Annotated in this window: 13 protein-coding genes; 7 read left to right on the top strand and 6 right to left on the bottom strand. The window is 66.0% G+C overall.

Annotated elements, in window-relative coordinates:
• Nucleotides 1-82: 82 nt before the first annotated feature.
• The 3 genes from DTO57_RS14350 to DTO57_RS14345 all read right to left on the bottom strand — a co-directional run bounded on the left by DTO57_RS14350 (nucleotide 83) and on the right by DTO57_RS14345 (nucleotide 3,285).
• A complete protein-coding gene (locus tag DTO57_RS14350; protein ID WP_162785682.1) occupies nucleotides 83-2,461 on the bottom strand; it encodes a helix-turn-helix transcriptional regulator in 2,379 nt (792 codons plus the stop codon).
• A gap of 93 nt (nucleotides 2,462-2,554) precedes the next feature.
• On the bottom strand, nucleotides 2,555-3,133 hold the full coding sequence (locus DTO57_RS06410; protein WP_114117407.1) for a hypothetical protein: 579 nt from the start codon (nucleotides 3,131-3,133) through the stop codon (nucleotides 2,555-2,557).
• Entirely contained in the window at nucleotides 3,130-3,285 is a 156-nt protein-coding gene (locus tag DTO57_RS14345; RefSeq protein WP_162785681.1) for a hypothetical protein, read from the bottom strand. The genes DTO57_RS06410 and DTO57_RS14345 overlap by 4 nt, the downstream gene beginning before the upstream one ends.
• A 55-nt stretch (nucleotides 3,286-3,340) precedes the next feature.
• Here DTO57_RS14345 and DTO57_RS06405 point away from each other — a divergent pair, with 55 nt between their 5' ends.
• The gene (locus DTO57_RS06405; RefSeq protein ID WP_114117406.1) at nucleotides 3,341-3,859 is read left to right on the top strand and encodes an adenine phosphoribosyltransferase; all 519 of its coding nucleotides are present in this window, start codon (nucleotides 3,341-3,343) and stop codon (nucleotides 3,857-3,859) included.
• 206 nt (nucleotides 3,860-4,065) lie between these two features.
• On the opposite strand, the gene DTO57_RS06400 is transcribed toward DTO57_RS06405, so the two are convergent.
• Nucleotides 4,066-5,283 (bottom strand): ROK family protein, encoded by a 1,218-nt coding sequence (locus DTO57_RS06400; protein ID WP_114117405.1) that lies wholly within the window; start codon nucleotides 5,281-5,283, stop codon nucleotides 4,066-4,068.
• A gap of 19 nt (nucleotides 5,284-5,302) precedes the next feature.
• Nucleotides 5,303-6,829, bottom strand: coding sequence for a sugar ABC transporter ATP-binding protein (locus DTO57_RS06395; protein WP_114117404.1), 1,527 nt, complete (start codon nucleotides 6,827-6,829; stop codon nucleotides 5,303-5,305).
• Between the two features lie 167 nt (nucleotides 6,830-6,996).
• Here DTO57_RS06395 and chvE point away from each other — a divergent pair, with 167 nt between their 5' ends.
• The 5 genes from chvE to DTO57_RS06370 all read left to right on the top strand — a co-directional run bounded on the left by chvE (nucleotide 6,997) and on the right by DTO57_RS06370 (nucleotide 13,260).
• Nucleotides 6,997-8,151: a multiple monosaccharide ABC transporter substrate-binding protein gene (chvE, locus tag DTO57_RS06390; protein ID WP_222843247.1), complete on the top strand. Its 1,155-nt coding sequence runs from the start codon at nucleotides 6,997-6,999 to the stop codon at nucleotides 8,149-8,151.
• Between the two features lie 93 nt (nucleotides 8,152-8,244).
• The gene (mmsA, locus tag DTO57_RS06385) at nucleotides 8,245-9,798 is read left to right on the top strand and encodes a multiple monosaccharide ABC transporter ATP-binding protein (RefSeq protein WP_114117402.1); all 1,554 of its coding nucleotides are present in this window, start codon (nucleotides 8,245-8,247) and stop codon (nucleotides 9,796-9,798) included.
• A complete protein-coding gene (mmsB, locus tag DTO57_RS06380) occupies nucleotides 9,795-11,021 on the top strand; it encodes a multiple monosaccharide ABC transporter permease (RefSeq protein ID WP_114117401.1) in 1,227 nt (408 codons plus the stop codon). Before mmsA ends, mmsB begins: the two co-directional genes overlap by 4 nt.
• A gap of 59 nt (nucleotides 11,022-11,080) precedes the next feature.
• Nucleotides 11,081-11,533: a YbhB/YbcL family Raf kinase inhibitor-like protein gene (locus DTO57_RS06375; RefSeq protein WP_222843235.1), complete on the top strand. Its 453-nt coding sequence runs from the start codon at nucleotides 11,081-11,083 to the stop codon at nucleotides 11,531-11,533.
• 272 nt (nucleotides 11,534-11,805) lie between these two features.
• A complete protein-coding gene (locus DTO57_RS06370; RefSeq protein WP_114117399.1) occupies nucleotides 11,806-13,260 on the top strand; it encodes an NCS2 family permease in 1,455 nt (484 codons plus the stop codon).
• A gap of 283 nt (nucleotides 13,261-13,543) precedes the next feature.
• On the opposite strand, the gene DTO57_RS06365 is transcribed toward DTO57_RS06370, so the two are convergent.
• Nucleotides 13,544-14,680: an ROK family transcriptional regulator gene (locus tag DTO57_RS06365; protein WP_114117398.1), complete on the bottom strand. Its 1,137-nt coding sequence runs from the start codon at nucleotides 14,678-14,680 to the stop codon at nucleotides 13,544-13,546.
• 183 nt (nucleotides 14,681-14,863) lie between these two features.
• On the opposite strand from DTO57_RS06365, the gene DTO57_RS06360 reads away from it, so the two are divergent.
• Nucleotides 14,864-16,672 (top strand): peptide ABC transporter substrate-binding protein, encoded by a 1,809-nt coding sequence (locus DTO57_RS06360; protein WP_114117397.1) that lies wholly within the window; start codon nucleotides 14,864-14,866, stop codon nucleotides 16,670-16,672.
• Nucleotides 16,673-16,675 lie beyond the last annotated feature (3 nt).

The following is a 16,675-nucleotide window of genomic DNA, read 5'->3' as shown; positions in this document are numbered from 1 at the left end:
CTGGAACGGCGCAAATGAGACAGCGTCCGGAAAAGAGCGGGTGGGGGCGGGAACCGAGGGGGTGAAACCGGGGTGAAACCGATTAGGTGAGGAGCCCGGCAGCACGTGCCGTCAAGAGGGCGTCATCGCGGGATGCGGCGCCGAGCTTGCGATAGAGGCCACGCAGCTGCGACTTGATCGTGTTTTGCGTGACTCCGAGGGCCTCGGCGACCTGCCCGATCGTTCCAGGTCCCGCGAGCAGCGCGAGCACATCCTGCTCACGGGGCGTGAGCGCAATGGCATCCGGCGCGCCGCCGAGATCGCGCAGAGTCTCGTGCATGGATCGCACGAGCCTTCCGACGGCGGGATCGCGGGTGAAGGGAACCGCGGCGTCAAGGAGCTGTGCGACCCAGGCTCGGCCGTGACGGAAAAACGGCAGGAGAAGACCGGTCTGGGCCGCCTTATGGAGGGCATCGACGAGGGCCGCGTTCGCTCCCTCGACGTCGCCGAGACCGAGCAGGGCGCGATGAAGTGTTGCCTGCGCACGGATCGCATGCCGCACCGATTTCCCTCGGATCTGAGGGACCAAGTCGTGCATGAGCGTCGTTGCCATGTCGCCCTGGCCGAGCAGGACGAGGGCGTGCGCTCGGTGCAGCGTGGCATGAGGAGTCTCTGGACCGGACGGTGTTGCGTCGTCGAGTATCTCCAGCACCTCGTCGGCGCGTCCCAAAACGAGCAGCGCCTCGACCCGAGAGAGGAGGAGCCAGCGACGTAGCGCAGGCGTCGGAAGGCCCGGGGGAAGCTTCGCGGCCAGGATGTCGAGCTCGCCGAGCGCTGAATGGCCAAGCCCCAAGACCGAGTAGGCCCGGGCGCGAAGCGTCGCTTCGAGGGAACTGAGCGCCGTCATGCCGGGCGCGGAGTAGTCGGCTGGCGCCTCCAACAGGTGGCGCAGTTCGCGCACGTCGACCGTATCCAGAGCAGCCCCGAGCGGGAGAGACGAGCCCGTAAGAGGCGATCGGCGCGCGCCGGTCCAGGCCGGCGACTGGCTTGTCAACTGCACATATGACGCGATGAGCGAGAGCTCTTCGGCGAGAGCGACGAGATTGTCATCGCCCGACGCATACGCTTCGCTTCGAGCGGCGTCGAAACTCTCGAGCGCCATCGTCGCCTTGCCGAGCTCAAGATGCATCAGGCCGACATGAAAATGCACTGGTGCGCGATCGGCCGGTGACGGGCGCACCGACTCGAGCGCGCCGAGGCGCGCGAGGCCCACCTCAGGGCGTCCGGCGATGCGATCAGTCGTGGCAAGCATCGTGACGACGATCGCCGCGTCTTCCGGCTCGAGACCCGTCGCGTGTTCCATTCGGGTGAGGAGGCTCTGCGCCTCCTGTAGATGCGACGACGAGATTCGATGATCAAATTCCCGTTGCAGGGGATCGATGAGTGCACGAACGAGGGCGAGCATGAGGCGTGGATCTGATACCTCACGCAACGCCTCGCGCAGCGCCGCGCGAGCACTCGACGCAGGCAGGGCGATGACATCCCGCCAATGGCGGGCGAGCAAACGCGCGCGGATTGTCGGGGAAAGGGAACCGACGCGCACGGCGTCGTCGAACCTGCCCTGCGAAACGAGCCGCGCAACGGCGCCAGAAACGATCGCGCGATTCTCGACGTCATCGATCACGTTGGTCAGCGACGACATCGCCTTCTGAATGCCGGGGACGTAGCTATGCACCCCGGGGGAGGTTTCGATGAGCGCACCGGCATCGGCGAGGGTGTAACGGTAGGAGACGGCGTAGTCGCCGCGATCCCACACTGCATCCAGCGCCGCTGTCGATAGTTCGCCCAGGTGGGCCATCGCGACCCCCGCCTCCCACGCGGGACGGCGATAGGGGAAGTCGACGCGGGCCGAAAGTAGCGGCCCGAACATCGCGTTACACCCAGCCTGTACTTCGGCCGCGCCCAGCGTGCCCGAGCGTTGCGCGGCCTCCAGCGCGCCGAGGACCATCCCGGCGACGCCCGCGCTCTCGCCGAGGAGGTGTGAGCGCTGCGACGCGGTCGTGCTGACCCCTAACCGTTCGCTGAGGGTAATGACCTCGCTGTCCGTGAACGCAAATTCACGGGGCGAGACGCGCACATCCGGTTGGAGCCCGGTGTCGCTCGCGTGTCGTGGCCAGGCATGTGTTGACAGCACGATCAGAATCGCCTGAGGGTAGACGTTCCGCGCCGAAACAACGGCGTCTCCCTCGTCTGGCACTCCGCCAATGAGGTTGAGGACGACGACGTCGGGCGAACCTGTGGCGTGCCGTGGCGCACGCGCGAGCCATTCTGCCGTGTGCTCTCTCTCTGCGACCCACAGTGCGCTCTGCGCATGCGCGTCGGATCCGTCTGTGACGCGACAAAAAACTGTGTCGCCGGCGCGCGCCTCGTCGAAGTACGACAAAATGCGCGTTCGCGTATACAGGCGCGACTGAGTGTCCATGGATTCCCAATCCTCCGTGAGGCCGAACTCTCCCCCGAAAGTGGGCGCTCACTTTTTAGACATTATCCTGCATGCACACGCGCCGGGCGTGTCTTAGGCCTTGGGCAGGCGAAGAATGTTGTTTTCGTCGATTTGCAGGTCTTCCACCCAGCGCACCGTGCGCGCGAGCTGGTCCAGCGGATCCAGGAACAGCAGGAACCGTTCGCGGTCGGGCGACACCGCGTGAAGCGTGATGAGGTGCGTTCCCGTATCCCACGTGTACGACACGAAATTGGTGGGCGTGCGCTCGGACGCCTCCATCACGAGCTTCTCGCCCACACCCAGGTGCGGGTTCGCGAAGTTCTCGGTGTCGTCGTACTCGATCGGCATCGAGGCGCGTGCCGCGCGCACCTGCGGCGTCATCTCCTGCACCTGCGCGAGGGCCGCGAGTGCCGACGGATCTTCCTTCCACGACCAGGCGAGGAATCGCCCGTTCGAGTGGCGCAACCCCGCCTTGATGGCGCGGGTTGCGATGAAGCTGAGCAGGCCGGACCCGGGTTGCCCCTGCGTGATGCCGATCGTCGACATCAGCATGTTGATCGCGGCCCTGCGGTGCCGGGATCCGGAGAACCCGCGGCCGCGGATCGCGACCCAGCGCGCCGGATCCGCGTCTGCCTGGAGGTGTGAGGTCATTCGGCGCTGTTCTTGTTACGGGCGCGGATCGCGAAGAAGATTCCGCCGCCGGCGATGACGAGCACGGCGGCGGCGATCGCAATCATGCCGCCCATCTGCCCACCGGCCTCGATAAGACCTGCATTCTCTGCAACGAAGCTGAGCGTGTTCATGCTTACATCCTCGCCTATCCGGCGGCGTTTCAGGTCGAATCGGTACGCTCTTCCGGTGACGCACAAGGATCTCGCTTACGCAGAATCGCTCATCGCCGAAACCCCCGACTACCCGGAGCCCGGCGTGCTGTTCCGCGACATTTCTCCGATGCTGGCGGATCCTGCCGCGCTGCGCGAGGTGTGCGCCGCGATCGTCGAGCCCTTCAAGGGCCAGTTCGACATCGTCGGTGGCATCGAGGCCCGCGGATTCCTTCTCGCCGGCTACATCGCCGCGACCGAGGGTGTCGGCATGCTGCCGATCCGCAAGGCGGGCAAGTTGCCGACTCCGGCGGCGGCCGTCACCTACAACCTCGAATACGGATCCGCGACCATCGAGGCCCCCGGCGTTCTGAAGCCGGGCGAGCGCGTGCTGCTCGTTGACGACGTGCTCGCTACCGGCGGCACCATCGCTGCCGCGCGCGAGATCGTGTCGCAGCTCGGCGCGGTGACGATCGGATCCGCCGTCATCCTCGAGCTCCTCGGCCTCGGCGGCCGCGAGCACGTCGGCGACATCCACACGGTGTTCACGGCGTAACCCCCCCCCGGGGGCGTGTCCCACTTAGTGCGGGTATGACGCTGCTATTCCCGCACAAAGTGGGACACGCGACCTACGTCCGCGTCTCGCGGTGGAGCAGCGGGCCGGCCAGGAATCCGGCGAGCAGCGCGCCCACGATCGGGAACACGATGAAGACCCAGATCTGGCTCCAGGCGTCGGCGCCGCGGCACTCCCGCGCGCTACGGCTATGAGGAAAATCGCGCGTTCGTGACCGGATCCTCGAGCAGCGGCGCGAAGGCGAGCTCGGCGGGCGCGATCTGCATGAGGTGCGAGCGCATGCGGGCGCGCTCGAGCCGCACGGAGCGGCCCTCCGCGCCGACAGGATCCACCCGGACGGCGGTCGATAGCCGCTCGCGGCTGGTGGCGAGGAGCACGCCGAGATACCCGGAGAGCACGACGACCTCGGGCGCGAACGCGTTGACGAAGTTGGTGAGCGCGGTCGAGAGGATGTCGACCTGGCGCTCGACCTCGGCCATGACCTTCGGATTGCGGGCGATGCTGAGCTCGATGTCGAGCTCGTCCTCGTCGAGATTGCGACGTTTCAGCAGGTTCAGCACGCGATCGGGGCTGAGCTCGACCTCGAGGCAGCCGCGGCGCCCGCACGAGCAGCGCGCGCCGCGGGTGTCAATGACGGTGTGGCCGAGCTCTCCGGCAAAGCCCGAGGTGCCGCGCAGGAGGGTTCCGTCGAAGACGATTCCGCCGCCGATGCCGTTAGTGGATCCGTTCATGTAGAGCATGTTTGTGACGCCGCGCCCGACGCCGAACCGCGACTCGGCCATGGCGCCGACGCTCGCGTCGTTGCCGGCGACGACGGGCATGCCGAGGGCGTCGGCGAGGCGCGAGGCGATGTGTTCGCGCCGCCACCCGAGGGTGGGCGCGAGCATCACGGTGCCGGTCTCGTCGACGAGCCCCGGCACGGCGATCCCGGCGCCGACGAGCCGGTAGTGGCGGTCGATGTCGGCGCGCATGCCGTCGACGAGCGACGCCGTGATCTGCGCGAAACGGCGCGGGCTGGGCGCGCTCGCGAGGTCGTGCCGCACGCGGGAATGCACCGCTCCTCCGAGCCCCACGAGCGACACGGTCACGGCGTCGGGTTCGGCGCGGATGCTGAGCGCGACGACGGTGTCGTCGGCCGCGACGCCGAGCGAGGGGCGGCCGACGCGGCCCGTGGGCGCGGTGGTCTGTTCGACGACGACGCCGAGATCCATGAGCTCGGTCACGAGCCCCGTCACGGTCGACCGGTTGAGGCCCGTGGCGGTGCCGATGTGCGACCTCGAGAGGGCCCCGTCGGTGTGGACGAGCTGCAGAACGGTGGCCAGGTTTTGCGCGCGCACCTCTTCGTTCGTGGTGCGGCCGGCACTCGCACGCGCGGGTGGAACGGTCACGTCTTGCTGGTTCTGCATTGTCCTGCCACGCTACCCGTCACAGCCCGGCCGTCATGAATCGCATGAGCCGCTCCTGCGTGGCGTCCTCGCGGGCGACCTCCCCCGTGAGCCGGCCCTCCGCGAGCGTGTAGATCCGGTCCGACAGCCCGATGACCTCGGGCAGCTCCGACGAGATCACGATGATGGCCTTGCCCTGGGCCGCGAGCTCGTTGATGAAGCCGTAAATCTCGTACTTCGCGCCGACGTCGATGCCGCGGGTCGGCTCGTCGAGGATCAGCACGTCGGGGTTCGCGAACATCCACTTCGCGAGCACGACCTTCTGCTGGTTTCCGCCGGAGAGGTACCCGACGGGCACCGTCACATCGGGCGCCTTGACGTTCATCTTGTACCGATACGCGTCGGCGATCTTGCGCTCGCGGATCAGGTCGAGTAGCCCCCTGCGCGAGAGCCGCTCGAGCCCGACGGAGGAGGTGTTCGTCTGGATATCTCCGATGAGGTTCAGACCCAGCGCCTTGCGGTCCTCGGTCGCATACGCGATGCCGTGAGAGATCGCCTCCTCGACGCTGCGCGCCTCGATCGGCTTGCCCTTTTTGAAGAGGGATCCGCGGATCCCGGATCCGTAGGAGCGGCCGAAGACGCTCATCGCGAGCTCGGTTCGGCCGGCCCCCATGAGGCCCGCGAAGCCGACGATTTCCCCGGCCCGCACGGAAAACGAGACGTCGTCGACGATGACGCGCGACGGATCCGAGGGGTGATGGACGGTCCAGTTTTCCACGCGCAACAGCTCGTCGCCGATGAGCGGTTCGCGCGGCGGGAAGAGGCTGTCGAGATCGCGCCCGACCATCGCGCGGATGATCCGCCCCTCGTCGGTCGCGGGGTCGCCGCGCTCCATCGTTTCGATGACGGATCCGTCGCGGATGACGGTGATCCGGTCGGAGATTCGCAGCACCTCGCGGAGCTTGTGCGAGATGACGATGCACGTGATGCCCTGGCCGCGCAGCTGCTCGATAAGGTCGAGCAGCCGGTCGGAGTCGGACTGCCCGAGCGCGGCGGTCGGCTCGTCGAGGATCAGCACGCGCACGCGCTTCGAGAGCGCCTTCGCGATCTCGACGAGCTGCTGCTTGCCGATGCCGAGCTCGCGCACGGGCGTGGTGGGGTTCTCGTCGAGCCCGACGCGCGCCATCAGCTCGGCCGCGCGGTCGTTCGTCGCCCGCCAATCGATGAGCCCGCGCCGTGTGATTTCGCCGCCGAGGAAGATGTTTTCGGCGACGGAGAGGTGCGGGATGAGGGCGAGTTCCTGGTGGATGATCACGACCCCGGCGTCCTCGCTCTCGCTGAGCGAGCGGAAGCGAACCTCTTCGCCGTCGAGCTCGATGGATCCGTCGTAGGAGCCCGCCGGGTACACCCCCGAGAGCACCTTCATGAGGGTAGATTTTCCGGCGCCGTTCTCGCCGCAGAGAGCGTGAACCTCGCCCTCGACGACGTCGATCGAGACGTCGGAGAGGGCCGTCACGGCGCCGAATCGCTTGGAAACGCGCGTCATGCGGAGGAGGGGGTCGGTCATGGGGATCGCCTGTGATCGGGAAATTTCGTCAGCCAATGTTATGCGAAAGTAATTTGTACGCAGGCCCGTCAATATGTATTGTTCATCAGGCAGACGGTGCCAAGCCGTTCTGATCACCGCGACCCCATGGTGGGGGAGCACCTTTCGATGAAGAGAGAACAGCAATGATGCGAAATGGTATGCGGGCGATTGCGCTCACGGGTGCACTGGCTCTGGGCATCGGCCTCGCCGGCTGCTCGAGCAGCTCCGACAACACCGCGTCGAACGGCGACGGTGGCACCACGGCCGAGGACATCACGGTCGGCGTGGCAATGCCCACCGAGACCTCGGAGCGCTGGATCGCCGACGGTGACGCCGTCAAGTCGCAGCTCGAAGAGGCCGGCTACGACGTCGACCTGCAGTACGCGAACGACGACATCCCGCGTCAGCAGCAGCAGCTCGACCAGATGATCACCAACGGCGCCGACATCCTCATCGTCGCCTCGATCGATGGCACGGCGCTCGCGACGCAGCTCGAGAACGCCGCCGACAAGGGCATCCCGGTCATCGCCTACGACCGCCTCATCAACGGCACCGAGGCAGTCGACTTCTACGTCACCTTCGACAACTACCAGGTCGGCGTGCAGCAGGCACAGACCCTCCTCCAGGGCCTCGGGTACCTCGACGGCGACAACGCCGACACCGGCCTGACCGACAAGAAGATCATCGAGGTGTTCGCCGGTTCGCCCGACGACAACAACGCCCCGTTCTTCTTCAACGGCGCCATGGACACCCTGAAGCCCTACCTCGACGACGGTCGCCTGACCATCGGCTCGGGCCAGGACGACTTCGACACCGTGTCGACGTTGCGTTGGGACCAGGCCACGGCGCAGAAGCGCATGGAAGACCTCATCACCAGCACCTACAGCGGTGGCTCGAAGCCGCTCGATGGCGTGCTCTCGCCCTACGACGGCATCTCGCGCGGCATCATCACGGCGCTCGACAACGCGGGCTACGGCTCGACGATCGAAGAGGGCCTGCCGATCGTCTCCGGTCAGGACGCCGAGATCGCCTCGGTCAAGATGATCGCGGATGGCGTGCAGTACGGCACCATCTTCAAGGACACGCGCAAGCTCGCCACGCAGGCCGTCGACGCCGCCTCGGCCTATGCCGAGGGCAACGAGCCCGAGGCCAACGACACCGAGACCTACGACAACGGCGTGAAGGTCGTGCCGTCGTTCCTTCTCGAGTCGGACATCGTGACGTCCGACAAGATCCAGTCGCTCCTCGTCGACTCGGGCTACTGGACCGAGGACGAGATCTCTAAGGGTGTCGCTGAGTAAGACCCCCTGATCGCTCCACCCTCGCCGGGGTCGCCTGACGGCCCCGGCGAGAGGCGAGCGTTCCCGAACAGCGACCAAACGACAGGAGCAGCGATGAGCGACGCGATCCTCGAGATGCGCAACATCATCAAGAACTTCCCCGGCGTCAAGGTGCTCAAGGACGTCACCTTGAGCGTCGAGCGCGGCGAGATCCACGCGATCTGCGGCGAGAACGGTGCCGGAAAATCCACCCTCATGAAGGTGCTGTCGGGTGTGTACCCGCACGGATCCTTCGACGGCGAGATCATCTTCGACGGCGAGCCGCAGCGCTTCGCCGCGATCAAGGATTCCGAGCGCGCCGGCATCGTCATCATCCACCAGGAACTCGCGCTGGTGCCGTACCTCTCGATCGCCGAGAACATCTTCCTCGGCAACGAGACCACCAAGCGTGGCCTCATCGACTGGAACGAGGCGAACTCGCGCGCCATGGAGCTGCTCCGTCGCGTCGGTCTCAACGAGAACCCCACGACCCCCGTCGGCCAGCTGGGCGTCGGCAAGCAGCAGCTCGTCGAGATCGCCAAGGCGCTGACGAAGGACGTGAAGCTTCTCATCCTCGACGAGCCGACCGCGGCGCTCAACGACACCGATTCCGAGCACCTGCTCGGCCTGCTGCGCGACCTGCGCGAGCAGGGCATCACCTGCATCATCATCAGCCACAAGCTGGGCGAGATCGTCGACATCGCCGACTCGACGACGATCATCCGCGACGGCGAGACGATCGAGACGATCGACATGCACGGCCCCGATGCGACGCAGAGCCGCATCATCCGCGGCATGGTCGGCCGCTCGCTCGACAACCGCTTCCCGGATCGCACCCCCAACATCGGCGAAGAGATCTTCCGCATCGACAACTGGTCGGTCTCGCACCCGACGCAGGCGGGCCGCAAGGTCGTCAACAACGCCACCATCTCGGTGCGCGCAGGCGAGATCGTCGGCATCGCGGGCCTCATGGGCGCCGGTCGCACCGAGTTCATGATGAGCGTCTTCGGCCGCAGCTACGGCCGCGACGCCTCGGGCCGCGTGACGCTGCACGGCAAGGAGATCTCGACCCGCACCGTCAAGGACGCGATCAAGAACAAGATCGCGTACGTGTCGGAGGACCGCAAGCAGTACGGCCTGAACCTCATCTCCGACATCAAGACGAACGTCTCGTCGTCGGCGCTCGGCAAGATCGCGACCGCGTCGATCTTCGTCAACAGCAACGAAGAGATCAAGATCGCCGAGCAGTTCCGCAAGGATCTGAACATTAAGTCGCCGACGGTCGCGCAGGTCGTCGGTAACCTCTCCGGCGGTAACCAGCAGAAGGTCGTGCTGTCGAAGTGGCTGTACACGGATCCCGAGGTGCTGATCCTCGACGAGCCGACCCGCGGCATCGACGTCGGCGCGAAGTACGAGATCTACGAGATCATCAACGCCCTCGCCGCGGCGGGCAAGGCCGTCATCGTGGTCTCGAGCGAGCTCCCCGAACTGCTCGGCCTCTCCGACCGCGTCTACTCGCTGGCCTACGGCCACATCACCGGTGAGCTCCCAATCGCTGAGGCGACGCAGGAGAAGCTCATGGAACTTATGACAATCGAACCGATTTCCTCGAAGGAGGCCGCGGCATGAAGAACAACGTCTTCGTCGAGGTCAAGGATCTGCTGACGCAGAACCTCCGCACGTCCGGCATTTACATCGCGTTCGTCGCGATCATCCTGATCTTCACGCTCGCGACGCGCGGCACGCTTCTCAGCCCCGAGAACGTGACGAACATCCTGCTGCAGAACGCGCACATCCTCATCATGGCGCTCGGCATGATCCTCGTGATCGTGGGTGGGCACATCGACCTGTCGGTCGGATCCGTGCTCGCGTTCGCATCGGCCGTCTCGGCCGTTCTCGTGATCCGCATGGACATGCCGTGGTGGATCGGTGTCATCGCCGCCATCGTCGTCGGTATCGTCGTCGGAGCCTGGCAGGGCTTCTGGGTTGCCTTCGTCGGCATTCCCGCCTTCATCGTGACGCTCGCGGGCATGCTCCTCTTCCGCGGCCTCACCTACCTCGTGCTCGACAACGTCTCGCTGTCGCCGTTCCCGACCGACTACCGCAACGTCGCGAGTGGCTTCCTCGACGGGCTCTTCGGCTCGATCGTGGTGAGCGAGGGTCAGGGCCTGAAGGGTGTCGCCCAGACGGTCGACATCTTCACGCTCGTGATCGGCATCATCGCCGTGGTCGGCCTCGTCGTCAGCTCGCTGCGCAACCGCCGCACCCGCCAGAGCTACGGCCAGGCCGTCGAGTCGATGTTCCTCTTCGTGCTGAAGATCGCCGCGGTCTCGATCGTGCTGCTCGCCTTCGCATGGGCCCTCGCATACAACCGCGGTTTCCCGTGGGTGCTCATCATCGTCGCGATCTTGATCCTCGCGTACAACGTCGTCACGAACCGCACGGTGTTCGGTCGCCACGTGTACTCGGTGGGTGGCAACCTCGCCGCGGCGCGTCTCTCGGGCGTCAACGTCAAGAGCGTGAACTTCTGGATCTTCGTCAACATGGGCTTCCTCACCGGTATCGCCGCGGCGGTCTTCTCGGCCCGCTCGAACGGCGCCCAGCCCGGCATGGGAAACATGTTCGAGCTCGACGTCATCGCGGCCTGCTTCATCGGTGGCGCCTCGACGATGGGTGGCGTCGGCCGCGTCGGCGGCGCGCTCGTCGGTGGTCTCGTCATGGCCGTCATCACCAACGGCATGCAGCTGCTCGGTGTTCCGCAGTCGTGGCAGCTCATCATCAAGGGCCTCGTGCTGCTGCTCGCCGTCGCGTTCGACGTATACAACAAGCGTCGCGCCGGCACCACGCGCTGACCCACACATATATATAGACGCCGCCCCCGTGCACGCCGTGCGCGGGGGCGGTATCGTGCGTGTCATGGCCTTCCCCCGGAACGATCTCCGTCACCTCGCCCGACCTCGATGACCGCACTCGCATGGCCGATCGCCTCACGGCCGACCACGAGAACGAAGCCCCGCGGATCCACGTGACCGGCGTCCCCGCGGAGGCCGTCGAACTCGCGCTCGTCTGCCACGACCCCGACGCCCCGATCCCGTTCGGCTTCACGCACTGGACCATCGTCGGCGTCCCCGCCGACGCCGAGTCGATCGCGGCCAATTCGGGCCGCGAGGGCCCGAATAGCACCGGCGGATCCGCGTACTACGGCCCGCAGCCGCCCCACGGCCACGGCGACCACAGCTACTACTTCTGGGTCTACGCCCTCTCGCGCCCCGTCGACGGCGAGCCGACCCGCGAGGAGTTCCTGCGCGACTACGCCGACGCGATCCTCGAACAGAATCGGCTTATCGGGTACTACTCGCGCTAGGGATGCGTTGGCGTCGTTCTGGGCGCGCACGACGACATCCCTAAAGGTGACGCGCATTTGTCGTGGTGCTTGAGGGATGCGTTGGCGTCGTTCTGAACGTTGAGAACGACACGACGCCATCCCTAAAGCGGCGTCGCGCCCTTGAGGGATGCGTTCGTGTCGCTCTGAACGCTGAGAACGACACGACGGCATCCCCGTGCGCGGCGTCGCGCCGACGTGTGTGCGCGATTGCCCCTGCCGAGATCCCAGGTGCTTGTGGAAACATCGTTCTTATGAATTCGGTGAACGCCCCGACTGCGCCCTCTGGGGCCATCGACCGCTTCTTCAAGATCAGCCAGCGCGGATCCACCGTCGCACGCGAAATCCGCGGCGGCCTCGTGACCTTCCTCGCGATGAGTTACATCCTCGTGCTGAACCCGCTGATCCTCGGTACGACGCTCGACGGCACGGGCCACCTGCTCGGCGGTGGCACGAACCCCGACGAGCCGAACCTCGCGATGATCGCCTCGGCGACCGCACTCATCGCGGGCATCCTGTCGATCCTCATGGGCGTGCTCGCGAACTTCCCGCTCGCGCTCGCGGCGGGCCTCGGCCTCAACGCCGTCGTCGCTTTCACGATCGCGGGCACCCCGAACGTGACGTGGGCCGACGCGATGGGCCTCGTCGTGATCGAGGGCATCATCATCACGATCCTCGTGCTCACCGGATTCCGCGAGGCCGTATTCAAGGCCGTTCCGTCCGAGCTAAAGACCGCGATCGGCGTTGGCATCGGCCTCTTCATCACCCTGATCGGCCTGAGTAACGCGGGCATCGTGACCGCCGGATCCGGAACGATCGTCGGCATGGGTAACCTCGGCACCTTCCCGGTGCTGGTGTTCGTGATCGGCCTCGTGCTCACGATCGTGCTGCACGTGCGCAAGGTGCCCGGCGCCCTGCTCATCTCGATCCTCGTCGCGACGGTTATCGCCGTGATCCTCGAGAACACCCTGCACCTCGGCGTGCGCGGCGACGACAACCCCGGCGGATTCAAGAGCGCGCCCACCTTCAGCGGCGTCGTCGACCTGCCGGACTTCTCGCTGATCGGACAGTTCTCGCTCCTCGGATCCTTCCAGAACATCGGCATCATCACGATCGTCCTCATCGTGTTCTCGCTGATGCTCGCCGACTTCTTCGACACCATGGGCACGATGGTCGCCATCGGCGGCGAGGCGAAGCTGCTCGACTCCGAGGGCAACCCGCCGCGCTCCAAGTGGATCCTGCTCGTCGACTCCTTCGGTGCGATCGCCGGCGGCATGGGATCCACGTCGTCGAACACGGCGTTCGTCGAGTCGAGCGCCGGCGTCGGCGAGGGCGCACGCACGGGTCTCGCCTCGGTCGTCACCGGTATCGCGTTCCTGCTCTCGACCTTCCTCGCGCCGCTCGTCGCGCTCGTGCCTTACGAGGCTGCGGCCCCCGCGCTCGTGCTTGTCGGATTCCTGATGATGACGCAGATCGCCGGCGTCGACTGGAAGAACCCCGACATCGGCATCCCCGCCTTCCTCACGATCGCACTCATGCCGTTCACCTACTCGATCTCCGACGGCATCGGCGCGGGCTTCATCTCGTTCGTCATCGTGAAGCTCGCGCGCGGCAAGGCCCGCGAGATCCACTGGCTGATGTGGCTCGTCTCGATCCTCTTCGTCGTGTACTTCCTCGTCGATCCCATCCAGACCTGGATCGGCGCCTAACGCCACGGCCCGCCCCTCAGGGCGGGCCGTTTCGCGTTCGGGGATGGGGTTGTGCGCGCCCAAAGTAACGCGAACGCGTCCCTGAAGGAGAAGCGACGTGTTCAGGGATGCCGTCGTGTCGTTCTGAGCGCTGAGAACGACGTGAACGCATCCTTGAACGACGCGACCGCCCGTGGCATCGCGCCTAGAGATGCCGTTGTGTCGTTTTGAGGGCTCAGAACGACGTGAGCGCATCCCCGAACGGCTACGGTCAGCGGCATCAGCCGCTACAACAGCGAGTGGCCTAGCCTCGCGTGAGTTGTGCGAGGTGCTCGTTGATTTGGCGAGAGACGCCGACGAGGCTCGCATCTGCCCCGAGCGCCGCAGGGGCGATCGTGAGGTCGCGCGTCATCAGCGGGTGCGAACCCTCATAGATCTCGCTACGTAGCGCTGAGACGAATGGCTCGAGCGATGACAGCGATCCGCCGAGGTAGATCGCGCTGGGATTGAAGAAGTTGACGACAGCGCAGAGCACCTCTCCGAGGTGGTGGCCCGCCGAACGCGCGAGCGCCGTGGCACGGGGATGGCCGTCGCGCACGAGCGTCAGCACCTCCTGCGTCGTCGTGACCTCGACGCCCTCGTTCTGAAGAAGGCGCACGAGCGCGGCGCCGGACGCGACGGTCTCGAGGCAGCCGAAGTTGCCACACGAGCACGGGTATTGGTGTGCCGCGGCGACGCGTGTATGGGTGATGTCGCCCGCAACGCCGCCTGCGCCGCGATAGACGGATCCGTCGATCACGATCCCGGATCCGACGGCCGTTCCGGCCTTGACGGTCACCGACGCATTCGCGTGCGGCGTGCGCGCGAAGTGCTCGCCGAGCGCCATCGCGTTGGCATCGTTCTCGACGACCGCCGGGACTCCCGTGAGACTTTCGATCAGGGCCGCGATGTCGCGGCCAGCCCAGCCCGGCATGCGGGAGGGGCTGACGACGCCATGCGTCGTGGGATCTACGGGGCCGGGTAGCGCGACGCCGATTCCTGCGAGTGTCTGACCGCTCGCGAGCGACCGAATTTCAGCGATGCAGCGCTCGAGCACGGCTTCGGCCCCGTCGCGCAGATCGACGGAGATTTCCGATGAATCGCCGAGCTCGCCGCCTCGGGGAAGCACGGCGAGGCGCGCGTGGCCACCACCGAGGTCGATGACGCCGAGCTGATCGGTCTCGCCCGCGAGTTGCAGTTCGCGGGCCCGCCGGCCGCCTGTGGATCCGCGGACCTCGCCCTCGGAGATCAGGCCCTGCGCAAGGAGAGACTGCACGTGCTGCGAGACGGTCGACGCCGAGAGATTGAGGATGGCGGAGATCTCGCGCCGGGAGCGCGCGCGACCGGATCCGATGACCGCGAGGACCTGATTCTCGGCGGCGCTGCTGCTGGTGCGTGACATGGATTTCCTTGGTCTGCGCGGGTTTCTTGCCTAATCGTACGAGAGCCGGAACTTTTTACGATCGAGGATTAACTTATTCGTGACAGTTCATACCGTTTACGGATGAACTTTGTTCGGTTACCGTATTCATTGTTCCATCCACCACGCATCTAGCGCGCCGTTGCGCTCACACTAGGAGGACCCATGCGATCGACATTCGCATCCCGAGGGCGCAGCATCGCCCTCTCCGTCGTCGGGCTTGCCGCCACCGCGGGCCTGCTCGCCGGCTGCTCGTCGGACGGCGGTTCCAGCACTGGCGGCGGCTCGAGCGATGAGGTCAGCTACGCGCTTCCCGCCAACGCGACTCCCAACTGGCTCGTGCCGCTCGCGACCGCCGGCAAGATGACGACACACAATTCGTCGCTGATCCACGCCCTCTACGAGCCGCTCGTCGCCTATGACGGATCGACCGGAACGGTCGACCGCGTCGCGACGGCGGACATCGCGAAAGACATCACCTTCGCCGACGACGACACGAGCGTCACAATCACCCTGGACGACCGCACCTGGTCGGATGGCGAACCGATTACTTCGGCTGACGTCGCCTTCTGGTTCGACCTCGTCAAGGCGAACAAGGACGTGTGGGGAAGCTACCGTGCCGGCTCCATGCCCGACCTCGTCTCGAGCGTCGAGACGCCCGACGATAAGACCGTCGTGCTGACCTTCGACGGAGCGTACAACGAGGAGTGGTTGCTCGCCTCGCAGCTGACCCTTATCACGCCGCTGCCCGTTCACGCGTGGAGCATCACGGAGGACGGCGGCACGCCGGACCCCGAGCTCGCAAAGACGCCCGAGGGGGCGCAGGCCATTTGGGAGTACCTCATCAGCGAGGGTGAGGACCTGTCGGGTTACGCCGGCAACCCGCTCTTTGACACCCTGAGCGGCCCCTACGGGCTCGAGTCGTTCAGCGACTCCGGCCGCATGACGCTCCAGAAGAACGAAGACTACGACGGCGAGGACGCCGCTCACATCTCGACGGTCAACTTCCTGCCGTTCACCTCGAACGACGCTGAGGTTGCGGCCGTGCGTTCGGGCGACGTCGACTACGGGTACGTGCCGACGAGCGAGCTCGACAACTCGGCGCAGTACGAAGACCTCGGTTTCGACGTCGTGAACTGGGACGGCTGGGCCATCACCTACCTGCCCTACAACTTCAACAACCCCACCATGGGGCCCGTCTACTCGCAGCTGTACGTGCGTCAGGCGCTGCAACAGCTGATCGACCAGGACACGATCTCCGACGTGATCTGGCACGGCGCGGCGAACCCCGTCTACGGTCCGGTCCCGCAGGATCCTGACAACAAGTTCCTCTCGGACGAACAGCGCGAGAACCCGTATCCGTTCGACCCGGACGCGGCCAAGGCTCTCCTCGAGGAGAACGGCTGGACTCTCGGAGCAGACGGAGTTTACGTGTGCGAGACCGGCGCCGATTGTGGCGACGGCATTGCCGACGGCCAGAAGCTCGCGATCACGATCCTGTCGCAGAGTGGATCGACCGAGACCGACAACATGTTCGCCGAGATGAAGTCGACCTTCGAGGAGGCCGGCGTCGGCGTCACGATCGAATCGGCACCGCTGAACACGGTGCTCGGCTCGATCCCCTCCTGCGAGTCGGACTCGCCGGAGTGCACGTGGGAGCTGCCCTACTTCGGCACCGCGGGATCGTGGTACTTCCCCGCCTACCCGACGGGCGAACAGCTCTTCTCGACAGGTGGCGGCTCGAACTTCGGCTCGTACAGCGATGATGAGATGGACGAGCTGATCGCCGGAACCCTCGCCGCGGGCGACGAGACGGCGATGCAGGAGTACTCGTCGTATGGCGCCCTGAACCTTCCCGTCATGTGGGTTCCGAACCCCGTCTACCAGGTCTCGGTCATCGACAGCGGCCTGACGGGCGTGGAGCAGGACTCCATGGGTAACTTCCACCCCCAGCGCTGGGCGTGGGGAGAGTAAGAA

It is taken from the genome of Microbacterium sorbitolivorans, assembly GCF_003327285.1.
Classification (GTDB): domain Bacteria; phylum Actinomycetota; class Actinomycetes; order Actinomycetales; family Microbacteriaceae; genus Microbacterium; species Microbacterium sorbitolivorans.
This window is presented reverse-complemented; position numbering and strand designations above follow the sequence as displayed.

Coding starts and splice junctions, on each gene's coding strand:
- DTO57_RS14350 (WP_162785682.1), bottom strand. CDS start 2,461: ATGGACACTCAGTCGCGCCTGTATACGCGAACGCGCATTTTGTCGTAC.
- DTO57_RS06410 (WP_114117407.1), bottom strand. CDS start 3,133: ATGACCTCACACCTCCAGGCAGACGCGGATCCGGCGCGCTGGGTCGCG.
- DTO57_RS14345 (WP_162785681.1), bottom strand. CDS start 3,285: ATGAACACGCTCAGCTTCGTTGCAGAGAATGCAGGTCTTATCGAGGCC.
- DTO57_RS06400 (WP_114117405.1), bottom strand. CDS start 5,283: ATGCAGAACCAGCAAGACGTGACCGTTCCACCCGCGCGTGCGAGTGCC.
- DTO57_RS06395 (WP_114117404.1), bottom strand. CDS start 6,829: ATGACCGACCCCCTCCTCCGCATGACGCGCGTTTCCAAGCGATTCGGC.
- chvE (WP_222843247.1), top strand. CDS start 6,997: ATGCGAAATGGTATGCGGGCGATTGCGCTCACGGGTGCACTGGCTCTG.
- mmsA (WP_114117402.1), top strand. CDS start 8,245: ATGAGCGACGCGATCCTCGAGATGCGCAACATCATCAAGAACTTCCCC.
- mmsB (WP_114117401.1), top strand. CDS start 9,795: ATGAAGAACAACGTCTTCGTCGAGGTCAAGGATCTGCTGACGCAGAAC.
- DTO57_RS06370 (WP_114117399.1), top strand. CDS start 11,806: ATGAATTCGGTGAACGCCCCGACTGCGCCCTCTGGGGCCATCGACCGC.
- DTO57_RS06365 (WP_114117398.1), bottom strand. CDS start 14,680: ATGTCACGCACCAGCAGCAGCGCCGCCGAGAATCAGGTCCTCGCGGTC.
- DTO57_RS06360 (WP_114117397.1), top strand. CDS start 14,864: ATGCGATCGACATTCGCATCCCGAGGGCGCAGCATCGCCCTCTCCGTC.